General features: G+C 73.2%; 15 protein-coding genes. 4 read left to right on the forward strand and 11 right to left on the reverse strand.

Annotation, left to right across the window (positions count from 1 at the left end):
- Nucleotides 1-26: 26 nt before the first annotated feature.
- The 7 genes from pheT to infC form a co-directional block, all read right to left on the reverse strand.
- Nucleotides 27-2,528: a phenylalanine--tRNA ligase subunit beta gene (gene pheT / locus ACZ7BZ_RS18935; protein ID WP_470359264.1), complete on the reverse strand. Its 2,502-nt coding sequence runs from the start codon at nucleotides 2,526-2,528 to the stop codon at nucleotides 27-29.
- Nucleotides 2,528-3,649: a phenylalanine--tRNA ligase subunit alpha gene (gene pheS, locus ACZ7BZ_RS18940; RefSeq protein ID WP_380462604.1), complete on the reverse strand. Its 1,122-nt coding sequence runs from the start codon at nucleotides 3,647-3,649 to the stop codon at nucleotides 2,528-2,530. The genes pheT and pheS overlap by 1 nt, the downstream gene beginning before the upstream one ends.
- Before the next feature lie 255 nt (nucleotides 3,650-3,904).
- On the reverse strand, nucleotides 3,905-5,008 hold the full coding sequence (locus tag ACZ7BZ_RS18945) for a sensor histidine kinase (protein WP_470359265.1): 1,104 nt from the start codon (nucleotides 5,006-5,008) through the stop codon (nucleotides 3,905-3,907).
- 149 nt (nucleotides 5,009-5,157) lie between these two features.
- Nucleotides 5,158-6,024: a TrmH family RNA methyltransferase gene (locus ACZ7BZ_RS18950; protein ID WP_470359266.1), complete on the reverse strand. Its 867-nt coding sequence runs from the start codon at nucleotides 6,022-6,024 to the stop codon at nucleotides 5,158-5,160.
- A gap of 105 nt (nucleotides 6,025-6,129) precedes the next feature.
- Nucleotides 6,130-6,525 carry a 50S ribosomal protein L20 gene (gene rplT / locus ACZ7BZ_RS18955; protein WP_030055649.1) on the reverse strand — a complete coding sequence of 132 codons (396 nt, stop codon included), beginning with the start codon at nucleotides 6,523-6,525 and terminating at the stop codon, nucleotides 6,130-6,132.
- Nucleotides 6,526-6,634: 109 nt separating this feature from the next.
- The gene (rpmI, locus tag ACZ7BZ_RS18960) at nucleotides 6,635-6,829 is read right to left on the reverse strand and encodes a 50S ribosomal protein L35 (protein WP_030055648.1); all 195 of its coding nucleotides are present in this window, start codon (nucleotides 6,827-6,829) and stop codon (nucleotides 6,635-6,637) included.
- A 141-nt stretch (nucleotides 6,830-6,970) separates the two neighbouring features.
- On the reverse strand, nucleotides 6,971-7,726 hold the full coding sequence (gene infC, locus ACZ7BZ_RS18965; RefSeq protein WP_470359321.1) for a translation initiation factor IF-3: 756 nt from the start codon (nucleotides 7,724-7,726) through the stop codon (nucleotides 6,971-6,973).
- Between the two features lie 481 nt (nucleotides 7,727-8,207).
- On the opposite strand from infC, the gene ACZ7BZ_RS18970 reads away from it, so the two are divergent.
- The gene (locus ACZ7BZ_RS18970; RefSeq protein WP_360230223.1) at nucleotides 8,208-8,585 is read left to right on the forward strand and encodes a DUF1844 domain-containing protein; all 378 of its coding nucleotides are present in this window, start codon (nucleotides 8,208-8,210) and stop codon (nucleotides 8,583-8,585) included.
- An 80-nt stretch (nucleotides 8,586-8,665) separates the two neighbouring features.
- Here ACZ7BZ_RS18970 and ACZ7BZ_RS18975 read toward each other — a convergent pair whose 3' ends face one another.
- The gene (locus ACZ7BZ_RS18975) at nucleotides 8,666-9,439 is read right to left on the reverse strand and encodes an SseB family protein (protein ID WP_470359267.1); all 774 of its coding nucleotides are present in this window, start codon (nucleotides 9,437-9,439) and stop codon (nucleotides 8,666-8,668) included.
- Between the two features lie 101 nt (nucleotides 9,440-9,540).
- On the opposite strand from ACZ7BZ_RS18975, the gene ACZ7BZ_RS18980 reads away from it, so the two are divergent.
- From ACZ7BZ_RS18980 to ACZ7BZ_RS18990, 3 genes are all read left to right on the forward strand, one after another.
- Nucleotides 9,541-10,752, forward strand: a complete 1,212-nt coding sequence (locus ACZ7BZ_RS18980; protein WP_470359268.1) for an alanine racemase — start codon at nucleotides 9,541-9,543, stop codon at nucleotides 10,750-10,752.
- Nucleotides 10,753-10,810: 58 nt separating this feature from the next.
- Complete coding sequence (locus ACZ7BZ_RS18985; RefSeq protein ID WP_470359269.1) at nucleotides 10,811-11,212, forward strand: hypothetical protein; 402 nt, start codon at nucleotides 10,811-10,813, stop codon at nucleotides 11,210-11,212.
- 240 nt (nucleotides 11,213-11,452) lie between these two features.
- The gene (locus tag ACZ7BZ_RS18990) at nucleotides 11,453-12,373 is read left to right on the forward strand and encodes a lytic polysaccharide monooxygenase auxiliary activity family 9 protein (protein WP_470359270.1); all 921 of its coding nucleotides are present in this window, start codon (nucleotides 11,453-11,455) and stop codon (nucleotides 12,371-12,373) included.
- Nucleotides 12,374-12,524: 151 nt separating this feature from the next.
- Here the strand turns inward: ACZ7BZ_RS18990 and ACZ7BZ_RS18995 are convergent, their stop codons facing one another.
- The 3 genes from ACZ7BZ_RS18995 to ACZ7BZ_RS19005 all read right to left on the reverse strand — a co-directional run bounded on the left by ACZ7BZ_RS18995 (nucleotide 12,525) and on the right by ACZ7BZ_RS19005 (nucleotide 15,975).
- Nucleotides 12,525-13,694 (reverse strand): DUF2510 domain-containing protein, encoded by a 1,170-nt coding sequence (locus tag ACZ7BZ_RS18995; protein WP_470359271.1) that lies wholly within the window; start codon nucleotides 13,692-13,694, stop codon nucleotides 12,525-12,527.
- A 120-nt stretch (nucleotides 13,695-13,814) separates the two neighbouring features.
- Nucleotides 13,815-14,603, reverse strand: coding sequence for a 3-oxoacyl-ACP reductase (locus ACZ7BZ_RS19000; protein WP_470359272.1), 789 nt, complete (start codon nucleotides 14,601-14,603; stop codon nucleotides 13,815-13,817).
- A 4-nt stretch (nucleotides 14,604-14,607) separates the two neighbouring features.
- Complete coding sequence (locus ACZ7BZ_RS19005; RefSeq protein ID WP_470359273.1) at nucleotides 14,608-15,975, reverse strand: aldehyde dehydrogenase family protein; 1,368 nt, start codon at nucleotides 15,973-15,975, stop codon at nucleotides 14,608-14,610.

The following is a 15,975-nucleotide window of genomic DNA, read 5'->3' on the forward strand; positions in this document are numbered from 1 at the left end:
TGGGGCCCTCTCCGGGCACTACGGGATCAGGCGCCGCGCAGCACCGCGCCGGTGCGGCTGACGGCCTCGGCGACGGCCGCCTCGCGGGCGGCGGTGGCCTCGTCGGCGGTCAGGGTGCGGTCGGTGGCGCGGAAGCGCAGCGCGTACGCCAGCGACTTCTTGCCCTCGCCGACCTGCTCACCGGTGAACACGTCGAACAGCCGGATGGCCTCCAGCAGTTCGCCCGCGCCCGAGCGCAGCGCGGCCTCGACCTCGGCGGCCGGGACGGCGGTGTCGACGATCAGCGCGACGTCCTGGGTGGCCACCGGGAATCCGGAGACCGCCGGGCCGTCGGCCTTCCGCGAGCCGTCGGCCGTCAGCAGGTCGACGTCGAGCTCCATCGCCGCCGAACGGGCCGGCAGCCCGAGCGACTTGACCACGCGGGGGTGCAGCTCACCGGCGTGGCCGACCACCCGGTCGGTGCCGGCGACCACCAGCTCGGCGCAGCGGCCCGGGTGCCAGGGCGCCAACTGGCCCTGGCGCACGGTCAGCTCGACGCCGGCCGCACGGGCCACCGTACGGGCCGCCTCGATCGCGTCCGCCCAGGAGGCCTGGTCGCCCTTGCCCCACCAGCCGGACGGCAGCCGCTCGCCCGCGAGGGCGACGGCGACCCGGCGCGGCTGGTCCGGCAGCGCGGCGTCCAGCGCGGCCAGCTCCGCGTCGCTCGGCCGGCGGTCGACGGCCGGGCGCGGGGCCACGGTCAGCTCGTCCTTCGGCAGGAACACGGTGCCGGTCTCGAAGATCGCCAGGTCGGTGTTGCCCCGGCCGATGTTGCGGCGCAGCGCGCCGAGCAGGCCCGGCAGCATGGTGGTGCGCAGCGACGGTTCCTCGTCGTTGAGCGGGTTCACCAGCGTGACGGTCCGGCGGCGGCGGTCCTCCGGCTCCAGGCCGAGCGCCTCGAAGGCGGCCTCGCCGAGGAACGGGTAGTTGTTGACCTCGACGTAGCCGGCCCCGGCCAGCGCCACGCCGATCCGGCGGTGGACGCGCTGGGCCTCGGTCAGGCCCTTGCCCGGCGGGACGTTGGGCATCCGGGCGGGGACGTTGTCGTAGCCCTCCAGCCGGATGACCTCCTCCGCGAGGTCGTACGGGTCGGTGAGGTCGGGCCGCCAGGCCGGCGGGGTGACCTCCAGGACGTCGGCGCCCGCGACCGAGCAGCCGACCTCTTGCAGGCGCCGGGTGACGGTCTCGCGGCCGTACGCCGTGCCGGCCACCCGGTCCGGCAGGTCGGCGGCGATGGTGATGGTGCGCACCGGGTGCGGGGCCGCGATGTCGGTGACCCCGGCCTCGGCGGTGCCGCCGGCGATCAGCACCAGCAGGTCAACGGCGCGCTGCGCGGCGGCGCGGGCGGCCTCCGGGTCGACGCCGCGCTCGAAGCGCTTGGACGCCTCGGAGGGCAGCTTGTGCCGCTTGGCGGTGCGGGCGATGGAGACCGGGTCGAAGTGCGCGGCCTCGATGATCACCTCGGTGGTGCCCGGACCGGCGGTCGGGTCGAGGATCTCGGTGGAGGCGCCGCCCATGACCCCGGCCAGGCCGATCGGGCCGCTGGCGTCGCAGATCAGCAGATCCTCGGCGGCGAGCTTGCGCTCGACGCCGTCCAGGGTGGTGAGGGTCTCGCCCTCGGCCGCCCGGCGGACCGTGATCGGGCCGCTCACGCGCTGCTTGTCGTAGGCGTGCAGCGGCTGGCCGACCTCCAGCATCACGTAGTTGGTGATGTCGACGGTCAGCGAGATCGGGCGGATGCCCGACTTCTGGAGGCGGCGCTGCAGCCAGATCGGCGACTTGGCGGTCGGGTCGACGCCGATGACCGTGCGGGCCACGAAGCGGTCGCAGCCGGCCGGGTCGTTGACCTTGACCAGGTAGCCGAAGGAGTTGGCCGGCGGCACGTCGAGCAGCGCCGGGTCGGCCAGCGGCAGCCCGTACGCGGCGGCGGCCTCGCGGGCCACGCCGCGCATCGACAGGCAGTAGCCGCGGTCCGGGGTGACGGCGATGTCCAGCACCTCGTCGACCAGCTGGAGCAGCTCGATGGCGTCGGTGCCGGGCTCGTACTCGGGCGGGAGCACGATGATGCCGTTGTGGTCGTCGCCCATGCCCAGCTCGCGGGCGGAGCAGATCATGCCGGCCGAGGTGTGGCCGTAGGTCTTGCGGGCCGCGATCGGGAACGGGCCGGGCAGCACGGCGCCCGGGAGCACGACCACGACCTTGTCGCCGACCGCGAAGTTGGTCGCGCCGCAGACGATCTCCTGCGGCTCACCGGTGCCGTTGGCGTCGCCGACGTTGACGAAGCAGTGCCGGATCGGCTTCTTGAAGCCGGACAGCTCCTCGATGGAGAGCACCTCGCCGACCACCAGGGGGCCCTTGAGGTCGGTGCCGAGCTGCTCGACGGTCTCGACCTCCAGGCCGGCCCGGACCAGGCGCTCGGCCACGTCGCGGCCGGTCTCACCGGCCGGAAGGTCGACGTACTCGCGCAGCCAGGAAAGCGGGACGCGCATCAGATCTCCATCCCGAACGGGAGGGTGAAGCGGACGTCACCCTCGACCATGTCGCGCATGTCGGCGACGTTGTGACGATTCATCAGGATCCGCTCCAGGCCCAGGCCGAAGGCGAACCCGCTGTAGCGGTTCGGGTCCACGCCGCAGGCGACCAGCACCCGGGGGTTGACCACGCCGCAGCCGCCGAGCTCGATCCAGCCCTCGGAGGAGCAGGTGCGGCACGGACGGTCAGGGTTGCCGACACTCTCGCCGCGGCACACGAAGCACTGCAGGTCGATCTCGGCGCTCGGCTCGGTGAACGGGAAGTACGAGGGGCGCCAGCGCAGCTCCAGGCCGCCGCCGATCAGCTTCTCGACCAGCACCTCGATGGTGCCCTTGAGGTCGGCGAAGGTGATGCCCTCGTCGACGGCGAGGCCCTCGACCTGGCGGAACACCGGGGTGTGGGTGGCGTCCAGCTCGTCCGTCCGGTAGACCCGGCCGGGGCAGACCACGTAGACCGGGGGCTCGCGGTGGAGCAGGGTGCGGGCCTGGACCGGGGAGGTCTGGGTGCGCAGCACCACGCCGGAGTCGGCGGAGCCGTCCGGGGCCTGGACGAAGAAGGTGTCCTGCATCGAGCGGGCCGGGTGGTCCGGGCCCAGGTTGAGGGCGTCGAAGTTCAGCCACTCGGCCTCGACCTCGGGGCCCTCCGCGACCTGGTAGCCCATCGCGACGAAGGTGTCCTCGATGCGCTCGGCCAGCGTGGTCAGCGGGTGCCTGGCGCCGCGCGGGGCGCGGTCGTACGGCAGGGTGACGTCCACCGCCTCCTCGACCAGCACGCGGGCGTCGCGCTCCGCCTCCAGCTCGGCCTGCCGCTTGGCGAGCGCCTGGTTGACGGCGCCGCGGGCCTGGCCGATCAGCTTGCCGGCGGCGGCCTTGGCGTGCGGCGGAAGGGCGCCGATCTCGCGGTTGGCGAGGGAGAGCGCGGAGCGGTCGCCGGTGTGGGCGACCTTGGCCTGCTTCAGCTCGTCCAGGGAACCGGCGGCGGCGAAGGCGGCGATCGCCTCGTCCCGCGCCTGCTCCACCACCTCGGGCTTGAGTGCCTCGACCTCGACAGGGTCGTACGACTTGTTGGGTGCCGACATCTCTATCTTCCCGTGCTCCTGCTCGTCCGTACTCAGGTGTGTGGGCTCGCCTTCGCGTCACGCCCGGCGGGGCCGGGGCGCGGGCAGCCGGTCTCCGTGCTGACGGGGAGGGTGTCCGCGGCACAGCCGCACAGGGCGTTGCGCAACGCCAAAGGTCGAGTGTAGTCGCAGCGCGTAGCGCGGCTGCCGTCAAGCCCGTCCGGCGAAGCCCCCGCGCTCTTGTCAGAGCACGCTGTGTCAGTCGTTCATGCTCTTTCAGAGCATGAAGTCGGGCACCCCGGCGGGCAGGATAAATCGGAACCGGGCCCCGCCGCCGGGCGCGCGGTCGACCCGGATGGAACCGCCGTGGGCCTCCACGATGCCCTTGACGATGTAGAGCCCGAGGCCGGTGCCACCGCGCTTGGAGCCCCGCCAGAAGCGGGTGAAGACGCGCGGCATCGACTCCTCGGGGATGCCGCTGCCTTCATCGCTCACGGTGACCGCTGTGCCTTCCACGATGCGGGGCGGGGTGCCGGAGCGCTCCCAGACGGGCGCCTCGACGACCTCCTTGGCCGGTGCCACCTCGATGGTGACAGTTCCCTCGCCGTGCCGCACCGCGTTTTCCAGCAGGTTGGCGAGCACCTGGTCGACCTTGTCCGGGTCCGCCCACAGCACGGTGAGCGGCTCGGTGATCCGGATGTCGAAGCGCTCCACGGGGATGCCGGTGGCCACCTTGCGCTCGACGTGCCGGCGCACCGCGGCCGCCAGGTCGACCACCTGCTTGCGCAGCTCCAGCCGTCCGGCGTCGATCCGGGAGATGTCCAGCAGCTCGGCGATCAGCCGGGTGACCCGGTCGGCGTCGGCGTCCACCGTCTCCAGCATCAGCCGCTTCTGCCCGTCGGTGAACCGCTCCCACTTGGCCAGCAGCGTCGCCGTGAAGCCCTTGACGCTGGTCAGCGGGGAGCGCAGCTCGTGCGCGACGGTGGCGATCAGCTCGGCGTGGCTGCGCTCGGTGCGGCGCCGGGCCTCGGTGCCGCGCACGGCGACCACCAGGCGCTCCAGCGGCCCCTGCGGCACCGCCCGGACGTACCGGGCGGAGACCAGCACCTCGCGCCCGCCGGGCAGCAGCAGGTTGCGCTCGGGCTGGCCGGTGCGGATCGCCAGGCCGCCGTACGGGTCGGTCAGCTGCCACCAGCGGTGGCCGTCCAGGTCCTCCAGCGGCAGGACGTCCTCCAGCGCGAGACCGAGCGCGGCCGCCGGGAGCACCCCGGTGAGCCGGGCCGCGGCCCGGTTGAAGCAGACCACCCGGCCCAGCGCGTCGGCGACCACCAAGCCGTCCGGCAGGTCGTCCGGGTCGAGCTCGGGTCCGCTGCCGACCATGGGTTGCCTCCCCGATTACCCACCGTGCCGTTCCCCCCACCGAGGCAGACCCTAGCGCCTCGCAGGCCCCCGCAGTAGGGCTTGCAGCGTGAGAACGCGGCGCGCCCGGGGCGTGTCCTGCGGGTTCTTGCCGGATCAGGGCCGCGGCGTCAGCCCTTCGAGCGGCAGCCGCCGGGCGAACGCTGGGCCCGGGCGGAGGCGTACAGGCAGACGGCCGCGGCGGTGGCGAGGTTGAGGCTCTCCGCGTGGCCGTGGATCGGTACCCGCACGACCTCGTCGGTGAGCGCGCGGGTCTCCTCCGGGAGCCCCCAGGCCTCGTTGCCGAACAGCCATGCGCCGGGCGCACCGAGGGTGCCCTCGTCGAGCTCCCGGTCCAGGTCGCGCTCCCCCGCGCCGTCCGCGGCGAGCACCCGGATGCCGGCCGCGCGCAGCTGCCCGACCGCCTCCTCGACCGGTACGCCGACCGCCACCGGCAGGTGGAACAGGCTGCCCACGGAGGCCCGGACGGCCTTCGGGTTGTACAGGTCCACCGAGGCGTCGGTGAGCACCACGGCGTCCGCGCCGGCGGCGTCGGCGGTGCGCAGCACGGTGCCGGCGTTGCCGGGGTCGCGCACGTGGGCGAGGATCGCCACCAGCTTGGGCCGGGCCGCGAGCACCTCGGCGAACGGGGTGTCGATGAAGCGGCAGAGCGCCACGATGCCCTGCGGGGTCACGGTGTCGCAGATGTCGGCGATCACCTCGTCGGTGGCGGTCAGCACCGGCAGCCCCTCGGCCAGGGCGGCCCCGACGATGTCCGCGTGCCGCTCGGCGGCCTCCAGGCCCACGTACACCTCGACCACGGCGTGCTCCGCCGTCCCCGGCAGCTTGCCGAACCCGATGGCCTCCCGGACGGCCTGCGGGCCCTCGGCCAGGAAGCGGCGCTCCTTGGTGCGCTGGTTCCGCTTGGCGAGCCGGCGGGCGGCGACGACGCGCGGCGAGCGCAGGGAGGTGAGCAGGGGGGTCTCGGTGCTCGGCATGGTCTCGTTCTCTGGAGGCACTGGGAGGGCACGGGGGACGGAAAGCAGAACCGGACCCGCAGGAGAGCCTGCGGGTCCGGTCAGAGCTCAACCGATCTCGGAAGATCAGGCGGCGTCGGCGGCGGCCTTCGGGGCGTTCACGTCGGCCGGCAGCGCCTTCTGGGCCACCTCGACCAGGGAGGCGAACGCACCCGGGTCGTTGACGGCCAGGTCGGCCAGCATCTTGCGGTCGATCTCGACGCTGGCGGCCTTCAGGCCCTGCACGAAGCGGTTGTAGGTGATGCCGTTGGCACGGGCCGCAGCGTTGATGCGCTGGATCCACAGCTGACGGAAGTCGCCCTTGCGCTTCTTGCGGTCGTTGAAGTTGTAGACCAGCGAGTGGGTGACCTGCTCCTTGGCCTTGCGGTACAGGCGCGAACGCTGGCCACGGTAGCCGCTGGCGCGCTCCAGGATGACCCGGCGCTTCTTGTGGGCGTTGACTGCCCGCTTGACGCGTGCCACTTGATTACTCCTTGGGTTGGACCACGGACTACTTCACGTGGTCCGTCATTCGAATGGGTCGGGAAGGATCAGCTGCCCCGCACACGGCTCGCGCCGGGCGGGAGGGCGATCACTTGCCGAGAAGCTTCTTGATCTTCTTGGCGTCAGCGGGGGCCAGCTCGACGGTCCCGGCCAGCTTGCGGGTCAGCGTCGAGGGCTTGTGCTCCAGGAGGTGGCGGCGGCCGGCGCGCTCGCGCAGCACCTTGCCAGAGCCACTGATCTTGAAGCGCTTGCTGGCGCCACTGTGCGTCTTCTGCTTCGGCATTTCGCCGTATCTCCTCGTCAGTCCCGTCCACGCCCGCGCGACCTGCGCCGCGCGGGCGTGAACTGGATGGATCTGTGGTGACCGGGCGGGACGCCCCGTCACCCTGGGGGCCGACCCCCGGACTGCCGTGAGCCTTGCGGCTCAGGCGCCCTGGGAAGCGGCCGGCTGCTCGACCGGGGCCTCGGCCTCGGCGGCCGGCGCCTCGACCGGGGCGTCCTGCGCCTCGGTCACGGCGTCGTCGGCCACCAGGTCCTCGTCCTCGGCGACCAGGTCCTCGGCCACCGCGTCGTCATCCGCGAGGTCGGCGTCGGAGCCGGGGGTCCGGCCCAGTCGCTCGGCCTTGCGGGCGTCCGCGAGGGCGCGGGCCTCGGCCATCGCCTCGGTCTTCTTCTTGTGCGGGCCAAGAACCATGATCATGTTCCGGCCGTCCTGCTTCGGCGAGGACTCGACGAAGCCCAGGTCCTGGACGTCGTCGGCGAGCCGCTGCAGCAGACGGAAGCCCAGCTCGGGGCGGGACTGCTCACGACCGCGGAACATGATCGTGATCTTGACCTTGTCGCCCTGCTTGAGGAACCGAACGACGTGACCCTTCTTGGTGTCATAGTCGTGCGGGTCGATCTTCGGCCGGAGCTTCATCTCCTTGATGACCGTGTGCGCCTGGTTCTTGCGCGCCTCACGGGCCTTCATGGCCGACTCGTACTTGAACTTGCCGTAGTCCATGAGCTTGCACACCGGCGGCCGGGCGGTCGCCGCGACCTCGACCAGGTCGAGGTCGTACTCCTGTGCGAGCTCCAGCGCCTTGGCAAGCGGCACGATGCCGACCTGCTCGCCGCTGGGACCGACAAGTCGCACCTCCGGGACGCGAATCCGGTCGTTGATGCGGGGCTCGGTGCTGATGGGGCCTCCTCGGTTGCACCTTCTGCGATGCGGCCGTCGGACGGCGGTCGCACGTAGTGGACTCGACCACTGGGCGGGGCTTCATTCGTGCTGCGCTGCCCGATGCCTCTCGGCACCGCGTGCACCGCGACACGAAAAAAGCCCCGCTCGGTACAAGCGGGGCTCCACACAACCGGGGGCGGCATCCGGTGAGGGACGCTGCGGGCGACTCGGCGCCTCGGCGCCCGTCGCGGACCGGGACCCGTCGACCGTGAAGTCGATCGGGTGGGAGACTTTCGCGGTTGCCCTCTCGGGCCTCCTCGCAGTGGAGCCTCCACTTGCTGGCCAGGTGCCCATGAGGGATCCCGGCCGGTCAGTCTCGAAGCTTACAGCGTCGCGCTGTCGAACGCTATTCCGCCCCGGCGCACTGCCTTCCCGGCGGCTTCCGGGCCCCTTGTACGCTCCACCCTGTACCCACACCGCACGACGGAACGAGCCCCCCTTGAGCAGCGAGCCCACCCAGACCCCCGGCACGGACGACGACGCGATCGGCTTCGACGACCTCACCCGCGACATCGCCGAGGTCCCGGCCGTCGAGGTGATCACCACCGTCGCGGTGCACCTGATGAGCGCCGCCGCGGTCAAGTGCGGCCTGGCCGAGGGCGGCGAGAAGGACAAGGACCTGGACGAGGCCCGCAAGCTGATCACCGCGCTCGCCGGACTGGTCACGGCCGGCGCCCCGGAGATCAGCAACTTCCACGCGGCCCCGCTGCGCGACGGGCTGCGCTCGCTGCAGCTGGCCTTCCGCGAGGCCTCCCTGGTGCCTGACGCGCCGGGCACCGGGCCGGGCGAGAAGTTCACCGGGCCGGTCTACTCCTGAGACCGGTCCGACCGGGGCCCGCAGCTACGAAACCTCGTAGCTGCGGGCCCTTCGTCGTTCCTACCGCCGGTACGTCGTTCCTACCGCCGGTACAGCGGCTCCCCCGGCAGCTGGGCACTCTCCGGCAGCACCGCGAGGTCCAGCCCCCGGTCCAGCCGCACCCGCAGCACCGGGTCCCCGGCCACCGCCCGGCCGACCCGCTGCGCGGCCTCCTGCAGCCCCGGCTGGTCCAGCGCCGGGTCGAAGACCACGGCGAGCACCCCGTCCGAGTCCTCCGACGGCGCCAGCAGCCCGCTGAGCACCTGCGGCTCGGCCGCGAGCAGCACCCGGACCGCCTCCCGCACCTCCGGGTCCCGCACCGGCGGCAGGTAGGGGCGGTTCTCCGCCAGGGCCCGCAGCCGGGCGCCGCTCAGCAGGAACGGCACCGGCCCGGCCGGGTCGATCAGCAGCGTGTCGGCGCGCTCGGAGAAGGCGACCATCGCGGCCTGCGGGGCCGCCGTCGGCGCCGGACGGGCGTCGGCCCGCCAGCGGGTGAGCGCCTCCAGGGACGTGAAGGCCGGCAGCGCGCGGCGCCCGTCCGGGGCCTCCAGCACCGGCACGGCCATGTCGCTGCTCTTGTCGTGCCGGTGCCCGTGCTCGTCCACCTCGACCTCGCCGAGGATCGCCACGATCGGGACCATCAGCCGGGTCGGGGTCAGCGCCGCCAGCACCTCGGGCTCCACCGCGCGGTCCTGCGACCAGCGGGCGAGGGCCTCGGTGAGCGCCCGGTCCGCCGTGCCGTCGTCGTCGGAGAAGCCGGGGTTCGGGATGCTCTTGCCGGCGAACGCCGGGTTGGGGAAGTCTTCGCGGTCCACCCGGCCGACCCTATGCCACCGGCCGGCGCCGACCGCATTTCCACGCACGACTCCCCGCGCGACCTCTACCCACCGGTAGCGCGCTGTGGCAGCCTGCGCGCATGGTCATCCTCGTTGCGCGCACCCCTGTCACGGACCGGCACCGGTACGACCGGGCCACCGCCCACCTGGACGGGCCGGTGGCCGTCGTGGACCTCGACGCCTTCGACGCCAACGCCGTCGACCTGGTGCGCCGGGCGGGCGGCAAGCCGATCCGGGTGGCCAGCAAGTCGCTGCGCTGCCGGGCCCTGCTGGACCGGGCGCTGGCCGTGGACGGCTTCCTCGGGGTGATGAGCTTCACCCTGGACGAGTCGCTCTGGCTGGCCCGTACGGGCGTGCGCGACGTCCTGCTCGCCTACCCCTCCACCGACCGCGCCGGCTACGCCGAACTGACCGGGGACCAGGAGCTCGCCGCCCGGGTCACCGTCGTGCTGGACGACCCGGCCCAGCTGGACCTGATCGACAAGGCCCGCACCGGTGACGCCGAGGTGCGGGTCTGCCTGGAACTGGACACCGCGCTGCACCTGTTCGGCGGGAAGGTCCGGGTCGGTGCCCGGCGCTCGCCGCTGCGCTCCCCGGAGGAGCTCGGCGCCTTCGCCGAACTCGTCCAGCGCCGCCGGGGCTTCCGGGTGGTCGGCCTGATGGCGTACGAGGGGCACGTCGCCGGGGTGGGCGACCGGGTGCCCGGGCGGCCGCTGCGCTCCCAGTTGGTCCGGCTGATGCAGAACAAGGCCCGGACCGAACTGGCCGAGCGGCGCGCGGCAGTGGTGCGGCGGCTGCGGCAGGTGGCGGAGCTGGAGTTCGTCAACGGCGGCGGCACCGGCAGCGTGGAGTCCACCGCGGCCGAACGGGCCGTCACCGAGGTCGCCGCCGGATCCGGGCTGTACCAGCCGCAGCTGTTCGACAACTACCGGGTGTTCCGGGGCCGTCCGGCCGCACTGTTCGGCCAGCCGGTGGTGCGCCGCCCCGGCGTCGGGGTGGTCACCGTGCTCGGCGGCGGCTACCCGGCGTCCGGCCCGGTCGGACCGGACCGCTCGCCGATGCCGTACCTGCCGCCGGGGCTGCGGTACGACCCGATGGAGGGCGCGGGCGAGGTGCAGACCCCGCTGCTCGGCCCGGCCGCCGACGACCTGCTGATCGGCGACCGGGTCTGGTTCCGGCACGCCAAGGCGGGCGAGCTGTGCGAGCGCTTCTCCGAACTGCACCTGATCGAGGGGGACCGGATCGTCCGGACCGTCCCCACCTACCGGGGTGAGGGGAAGACGTTCCTCTGACGATCCGTCCGGCGCTGCCCTACCGTGGTGCCGGGCACACCAACCACGAGGGGGCGCCATGGAAGCGGAGATCGTCCAGCAGATGGTGACGTCGGGGGCATCGTCGCTGGCCGGACTGATGGCCACCGCGGCCTGGGAACAGGTCAGTTCACGCGTCGCCCGGATGTTCGGGCGCGGCGAGGAGGACGAGGCGACGAGCGCCGATCTGGAGGTGATCCGGGCCGAGGTGGTGGAGGCCGGCGACGACGAGGACGCGCTGGCCGACCAGACGGCCGTCCTGCGCACCCGGCTGCGCCGGCTGTTTCGCGAGCACCCGGAGGCGGCGGATGAACTCCGCGAGATCCTGGCCGAGTTCATTCCGCGGCAAGAGCCCGGCTCGACGTACATCTACAACACGATCAGCGGCGGCAACAACGGAGACGTGATCCAGGCCGGCATCATTCAGAAGGTGCAGCGCTGACCTTTCCGGAACCTTAAGCGGGCCCGATGGAACACCTAACCCCGGTGTCCCGTCGGGCCTTTGCGCTGCTCGGGAGCCTACAGTACGTCAACAACCGCACCACTCACGGCTATTGCCTTCTGGTCCAGACCAATCCTACGCTCTGGCCGGGGCCCGCGATCCGGGCCGGCGGCCCCGAACGGGCAGGCGTGTCCGCTCCCCCACACCCGCCCGGAACGACGGTCAAGGAGTCCCCACCCCATGTCCATCAAGCGAACTTCCCTGTCCGTCGGCGTGGTCGGCGCCGCCGTCCTCGCGACGGCCGCGATCACCGCCGGCACCGCCGGCGCCCACGGCACCATGACCGGCCCGGTCAGCCGGATCGCCGCCTGCTACGCCGAGGGCCCCGAGCACCCGGTGTCCCAGGTGTGCAAGGACCTCGTCGCCGCGAGCGGCACCCAGCCGCTGTACGACTGGAACGAGGTCAACATCGCCAACGCCAACGGCAACCACCAGGCGCTGATCCCGGACGGCAAGCTCTGCTCGGCCAACCGCGACAAGTACGCGGCCCTGGACTGGCCGCGCACCGACTGGCCGGCCACCCCGGTCAGCGCGGGCAGCTTCACCTTCCAGTTCCGCACCACCGCGCCGCACGTCGGCACCCAGACCGTCTACATCACCAAGCCCGGCTACGACCCCACCAAGCCGCTGAAGTGGTCGGACCTCGACCCGACCCCGGTCGCCCAGGTGCAGGTCGACCGCACCGCCGTCAACGGGTACTACACCTACCCGGGCACCCTGCCGCAGCGCACCGGCCGCCAGCTGCTCTACATGATCTGGCAGCGCAGCGACAGCCCGGAGGCGTTCTACAGCTGCTCCGACGTCGACTTCGGCAAGGCCACCACGGCCGGCGCCCCGGCGGTCTCCTCGCTCGCCGCCCCGGCCGCGCCCAGCGACGCCCAGATCGCCGCCGACGCCCCCAAGTCCACGGTCGCCCACCACGGGCACGGCGGGGACCCGAACGCCCCGGCCGGCCAGCCGATCCCGACCACCTCCGCCGCCGTGGCCGGCACCTCCGCCACCGGTCCGCTGCTGCTCGCCGGCGCCGCCGCGCTCGGCGTCGGCTGGGCGGGCATGGTGCTCCGGCGCCGTCGTGTCGAGGCTGTTCGACGCGACTCCTGACGCCGGACGACGCGGGGCCGGGCCGGCCCACCCCCGTCCGGTCCGGTTCCGCGCCTCCCGGGGCCCGGAGCGGACCCGGGCCCTGACGGCGACGGCCCACCCGGGAGGGTTTCCTCCCGGGTGGGCCGTCCTGCTGTGAGGAGCGCGGGGCTCAGGTGGTGGCCGTACCGGAGCCGTCGGGGCCGCCGGAGGAGCCGCTGCCGGAGCCACCGGTGGAGCCGGAGCTGCCGGAGCCGCCGCCGGAGCCCGGCAGGCCGGGCATCCCGGGCAGGCCCGGGATCTTGCCCTTGAAGTCGGCGATGCCCTTCACGATGGTGTCCATCACGGAGACGTCCGGCGCCTTGTCCGCGATGTCGAAGCCGAAGTGCACCGAGACCAGCGCCTTGCCGTCGGCGGTCGGGAAGACCACCGTCTGCACGTAGCCGCTGTTGCCCTTGGCCGCGTCCACCTTCCAACGGACCAGGTAGCCGTCCTGGCCGTTGACCTTCACGGCCTCGGACTTGAGCTCCTGGTGCCCGGTGACATCGCCGTAGGAGTCCTTGACCGCCTTGTCGATGTCGGCCTTCGCCGCCGCCTGGGCGTCCGTGCCGCCGCCGGTGATCCGGCCGGTGTTCACGCCGCCGAGGGTGCAGCTGTCGGTGCCGTCCGGGCACTTGTAGGCGCCGATGGTCAGTGCGGCGTAGCCGTCGTTGGTGGTGCCGGCCTGCCAGCCGGAGGGGGTGGGCAGGGTGAGCCCGTTCACCAGGTCGATGGCCTTGTTGGCACCCGGCTTGGACTTCCCGCTGCCCTTGCCGCTGCCGCCACCGCTGCCGTTGCCGCCACCGCCGTTGCCACCGTTGCCGTCACCGAGGCCGGGGAAGCCGAACAGCCCCCCGTCCCCGTTCGGGGCCGGCTGGGCGCGGGCGGCGCTGCGCTGCGCCCGGTTGTCGCCGTGGCCGTCCATCGCCAGGTAGGTGATCCCCGAGCCCGCGCCCAGGCCGAGCACGGCGGCGACCACGGTGGCCACGACCAGCTTGGACGGCTTGCGCCGGGCCTTGCCGGGCGGCTCGGCGGGGGCGCCGTAGGCGGTGCCGAAGGGCGGCGGCTCCGGGTAGCGGACCGTCGGCCCGCTCTCCAGCACCTCGCCCTCCAGCACGGTGGGACGGTCCGCCGCTCCCGGCCCCGGAGCCGCGGCGGCCGGGGGCTCCGGCTGCGGGGCGTCCGAGGGTGCGGGCCGGGTGTCGGCCGTCCAGCCCTTGCCGTCCCACCAGCGCTGCGGTCTCGGGTCGCTGGTGGTGTCCTTCGGGTCCGGGTACCACCCGGCGGGAATCTGCTCACTCACAGCAAAGAATCTAAAGGTAGCCGGATAAACGCGAAATCAGCGCAGCCGGGAATTCCGGAGGTTTTCGATGAGATTACGGTGAGAAGCCCCACCGGACCGGCCGGACCGGCGCTCCGGGCCCTACAGCGGGGTGACGTACGCCCCGGAGATGCCGCCGTCCACCAGGAACTCGCTCGCGGTGACGAACGAGGAGTCGTCGCTGGCCAGGAAGGCCACCGCGGCGGCGATCTCCTCGGCCCGGGCGAACCGACCGAGCGGGATGTGCACCAGCCGGCGGGCCGCCCGCTCCGGGTCCGCGGCGAACAGCTCGCGCAGCAGCGGGGTGTCCACCGGCCCGGGCGACAGCGCGTTCACCCGGATCCCCTCCCGGGCGAACTGCACGCCCAGCTCCCGGGACATCGCCAGCACCCCGCCCTTGGAGGCGGTGTACGAGATCTGCGAGGTGGCGGCGCCCATCCGGGCCACGAAGCTGGCGGTGTTGATGATCGAGCCGCGCCCGTGCCGGCGCATGTACGGCAGCGCGGCCTTGCAGCAGAGGTAGACCGAGGTCAGGTTGACCTCCTGGACCTTGCGCCAGGCGTCCAGCCCGGTGGTCAGGATCGAGTCGTCCTCCGGCGGCGAGATGCCCGCGTTGTTGAAGGCGACGTCCACGCTGCCGTAGGTCTCGTACGCCTCGTCGAACAGCGCCTCGACCATGTACGGGTCGGTGACGTCGGTGTGCACGAACAGCCCGCCGACCTCCTTGGCGGCCGCCCGCCCGGTCTGCTCGTCCAGGTCCGCGCAGACCACCTCGGCGCCCTCGGAGGCGAGCCGGCGGGCGGCGGCCAGGCCGATCCCGCTGCCCGCGCCGGTGACCACGGCGGTACGGCCGACCAGCCGGCGGCAGACGGTGGCGTCCTGCTCGGGCATGGATTCACTCCTCGCTGTGGATGAAGACGTTCTTGGTCTCGGTGAAGTGGCGCAGCGCGTCCGGCCCCAGCTCGCGGCCCACCCCCGAATCGCCGAAGCCGCCGAAGGGCGTCCAGTAGCGCACCGAGGAGTGCGAGTTGACGGACAGGTTGCCCGCCCGCACGCCCCGGGCCAGGCGCAGCGCCCGGCCGACGTCCCTGGTCCAGATCGAGCCGGAGAGGCCGTAGCGGGTGGCGTTGGCCAGGCGCAGCGCGTCGGTCTCGTCGGTGAACGGCAGGACGGCGGCGACCGGGCCGAAGATCTCCTCGGTGACCGCCGGGACCTCCGGGTCGGCGGGCGCCAGCAGCGTCGGCGGGTACCAGTAGCCGGGCCCGTCGGGCACCTCGCCGCGGGCCAGCACGGGCAGGTCGGGGGTCACGTAGGAGGTGACCCGGCGGACCTGGGCGGCCGAGATCAGCGGGCCGAGCTGGGTGGCCGGGTCGGTGGGGTCGCCGGTGCGCAGCGCCTCGACGGCGGGCACCAGCAGCGCCAGGAAGTCGTCGTAGACCTCGCGCTGGACCAGGATCCGGCTGCGGGCGCAGCAGTCCTGGCCGCTGTTGTCGGCGAAGGACATCGGGTCGGCGGCGCGGGCGAGGTCGGCGTCGGCGAAGACGACGCTGGGGCTCTTGCCGCCGAGCTCCAGGGTGACCCGTTTGGCCCGGGCCGCGCAGCGGGCGGCGACCTCCTTGCCGACCACGGTCGACCCGGTGAACACGATCTTGCGCACCGCCGGGTGGTCCACCAGCGCCCGCCCGGTGGTGCCGCCGGCCCCCGGGACGACCTGGAGCAGCCCCTCGGGAAGCCCTGCGGCCAGGGCCAGTTCGGCCAGCCGCAGCGCGGTCAGCGGGGTCGCCTCGGCGGGCTTGAGGAGCACCGCGTTGCCGGCCGCCAGGGCCGGGGCGAAGCCCCAGGCGGCGATCGGCATCGGGAAGTTCCACGGCGCGATCACCCCGACCACGCCGATCGGCTCGTGGACGGTCACGTCCAGGCCGCCGGCCACCGGGATCTGCCGGCCGGTCAGCCGCTCCACGCCCCCGGCCGCGTACTCCAGGAGGTCCCGGACGTTGCCGGCCTCCCAGCGGGCGTTGCCCACGGTGTGCCCGGCCTCGCTCACCTCCAGCGCGGCCAGCTCCGGGACGTGCACCTCGACCTGGTCGGCGAACCGGCGCAGCAGCCGGGCCCGGTCACCGGGCGCCAGCGCCGCCCAGCCCGACTGGGCCTTCAGAGCCCGCTGGACCGCCGCGTCCAACTGCTCGGCGGTGGTGTCCGGGACGGTGGCGAGCAGCTCGCCGGTGGCGGGGTCGCGGACGGTGCTCGTACTGGGCTCGGTCAC

This window comes from Kitasatospora sp. NPDC036934 (genome assembly GCF_055608425.1).

Bases quoted from the DNA above. Each gene is read 5' to 3' on its own strand.
- pheT (WP_470359264.1), bottom strand. From the start codon at position 2,528: ATGCGCGTCCCGCTTTCCTGGCTGCGCGAGTACGTCGACCTTCCGGCC.
- pheS (WP_380462604.1), bottom strand. From the start codon at position 3,649: ATGTCGGCACCCAACAAGTCGTACGACCCTGTCGAGGTCGAGGCACTC.
- ACZ7BZ_RS18945 (WP_470359265.1), bottom strand. From the start codon at position 5,008: ATGGTCGGCAGCGGACCCGAGCTCGACCCGGACGACCTGCCGGACGGC.
- ACZ7BZ_RS18950 (WP_470359266.1), bottom strand. From the start codon at position 6,024: ATGCCGAGCACCGAGACCCCCCTGCTCACCTCCCTGCGCTCGCCGCGC.
- rpmI (WP_030055648.1), bottom strand. From the start codon at position 6,829: ATGCCGAAGCAGAAGACGCACAGTGGCGCCAGCAAGCGCTTCAAGATC.
- ACZ7BZ_RS18980 (WP_470359268.1), top strand. From the start codon at position 9,541: ATGGTCATCCTCGTTGCGCGCACCCCTGTCACGGACCGGCACCGGTAC.
- ACZ7BZ_RS18985 (WP_470359269.1), top strand. From the start codon at position 10,811: ATGGAAGCGGAGATCGTCCAGCAGATGGTGACGTCGGGGGCATCGTCG.
- ACZ7BZ_RS18990 (WP_470359270.1), top strand. From the start codon at position 11,453: ATGTCCATCAAGCGAACTTCCCTGTCCGTCGGCGTGGTCGGCGCCGCC.
- ACZ7BZ_RS19000 (WP_470359272.1), bottom strand. From the start codon at position 14,603: ATGCCCGAGCAGGACGCCACCGTCTGCCGCCGGCTGGTCGGCCGTACC.